Here is a 2,175-nt window from a genome sequence, read left to right as displayed (position 1 = left end):
GTCTTGTATAGACCATAGCGATCAGCTATCTGAGACCACTTGTTCATTTGTTCCCATGTCTGGCATGCCGCAAAACATTCTATTCCCCACAATCCTTCATCAACCAATTGTTCAACAAGCTCTATCTCTTTTTTTTCATCAAGGCCCATAAGAGCTGGATGGGCCAAAACTGGCACCCCTCCCGCATCCTTGATGATCTTGATACACTCTGAAGGAGAAAACCTCTTCCTCTCCACGTAGGCTTCCCCACCTCGCCTGAGGTACAAGGCAAAGGCGGTCCTCTCGTCTGGGACGTAGCCTTTTTTCACCATCAAACGGGCTATGTGAGGACGGGCTATTACATCTCCTCCCGCCTCTTCCTCTAGCTCCTCCATCGATATATGGATACCCATACCCTGAAGTTTCTCGCACATAGCCATGTTTCTTTCCTTCCTATGGTCTCTTATGGTCTTGAGGTGTTCATCTATCTTATCTATTTGTATACGATACCCTAAAATATGAAGCTCAAAGGGGGCATCTGCTGAAAGTTCCACTCCTGGAATACAGCTCAGTCCGGCCTTAGCACATTCACGCATGAAGTCTCGGACACCTGCGACCGTATCATGATCCGTTAGGCTCAGCACTGAAACACCAAATTTTCTGGCCTTATGCACCAGTGTTTTAGGTGACAATGTTCCATCGGAGAAATTACTATGAAGATGAAGATCTATTTTTATCAAATAAACCACTTCCCACCATAAATTTAATTGCAAGGACCCATCTTCTGCGAACCAGCTTCTATGGAGTCTCTTAAAAGTCCATAAGCCATCTGTCTCGGGCCAAATCCATCGGAGGCTAAGTATACTTCTCCTGCAAAGTCGGTCGTTATAATTACCCCCTTGGAAGCCCCTCTCAATTTAGACACTGGGTTTTCGGAGGGAATTATTTCAGGTTTTACAGAGATCTCAACCGAGGAGGATCCCCTTCGTATATTGGCCACGAGCTTCACCCTGCCTCCTTCTTTCTTCGCCTTTCTGAGCATATCTGGGGTAACATTTCTTATCCCCTCGATAATCATATCGTCCAAAGCCTGAAACGGCGCATCCATCAGCGCCTGAGCTATTATTGACGCCTTTATCGCGCTGTCCGTCCCTTCGATGTCCAAAAGGGGATCCTTCTCAGCGAACCCCTTACGAACCGCTTCCATTACTGCCTCATCCAGAGTAGCTCCATCTTCCATCATCTCTAAGACATAGTTGGCGGTACCGTTGAGAACCCCATAGCAAGCACTCACTTTCACAGCAGGAAGGAAGTGTCTCACATAGGAAAAAATGGGAGTTCCTGCAACTACAGCCGAATCGAAGAGCAAAGCCCCCCCTTTGCACTCTGCAAGTTCCTTAAGCTCAAAGTAGTGTCTATAGACCATGGTACTGTTACAGGTCACAACGGCCTTTCCCCTATCAAGGGCTTTTTTAATGGCACGGGCTATTGGGGCACTAGAATACAAAGAGGACGTGGTGCACTCCACCAAAAGGTCATAATCCCCCTGCTCAACGAGGCTCTCGCTATCATTTGGACATGAAACCCCATCCAGGCCAAATAGCTTACCTGTTTTTGATTCCCAATCAAGGACCGCACTCAAAGGGAGGCCATTACTCTTATATAGGCACCCCCTGGTTCTTGTGCCTATCCCCACGACCCTTATTTCCTCTCCTTTAGGCAACACCTTACGTAAGCTAGAAGACCTCTCTTCCAAAAGTTCACAGAAAGCTCTTCCTACTGCTCCAAAACCTAGAAGTAGTATGTCCATTTAGCTCACACCTTCTTGTTTACGTAGAAAACATGACCTTTCATGCAGTTTATTTTATAATAGCATTGTTTGTATATAATAAGTAGGTCAAAACTCTTAAGCAACAGTTACTTATCATTAAGTTCAGGAGGACAACGGAAGAATGGAAACACAAAAAAGCATCGATAAGCTTGCAGAAACCTTGGGTGCGGTCACAGCAAGGTTAGTGGAATCCGTCTCACGGTCCAACCAGCTGGCGGGAGGACTTTCTCCTCAACTTCAGGAACTCTTCGACAGATGGCTGTCAATAATCGCTGACGAAGTCCTTAAAAGCAAAGATCCCATGGGCAAAATAAACATAGAAGAAACCTCAAAGCGCATAGGCATAGATAAATCATCGGTGATTT

3 protein-coding genes are annotated in these 2,175 nt (G+C 46.0%); 1 reads left to right on the top strand and 2 read right to left on the bottom strand.

The window, feature by feature from the left end; translation table 11 throughout:
- Positions 1–719, bottom strand: a 719-nt coding sequence (locus V7Z69_RS07235) for a PHP domain-containing protein (protein WP_334139378.1), incomplete at its 3' end; no start/stop codon positions are given.
- Between the two features lie 23 nt (positions 720–742).
- On the bottom strand, positions 743–1,789 hold the full coding sequence (locus V7Z69_RS07230) for a homoserine dehydrogenase (protein WP_334139377.1): 1,047 nt from the start codon (positions 1,787–1,789) through the stop codon (positions 743–745).
- Positions 1,790–1,931: 142 nt separating this feature from the next.
- Here V7Z69_RS07230 and V7Z69_RS07225 point away from each other — a divergent pair.
- The coding region (locus V7Z69_RS07225) for a hypothetical protein (RefSeq protein WP_334139376.1) at positions 1,932–2,175 on the top strand (244 nt) is incomplete at its 3' end.

It is taken from the genome of Thermovirga lienii, from assembly GCF_036847465.1.
GTDB lineage: Bacteria > Synergistota > Synergistia > Synergistales > Thermovirgaceae > Thermovirga > Thermovirga lienii.
This window is presented reverse-complemented; position numbering and strand designations above follow the sequence as displayed.

Excerpts from the sequence above, each read along its gene's own strand:
- V7Z69_RS07230 (WP_334139377.1), bottom strand. The coding sequence starts at position 1,789 with ATGGACATACTACTTCTAGGTTTTGGAGCAGTAGGAAGAGCTTTCTGT.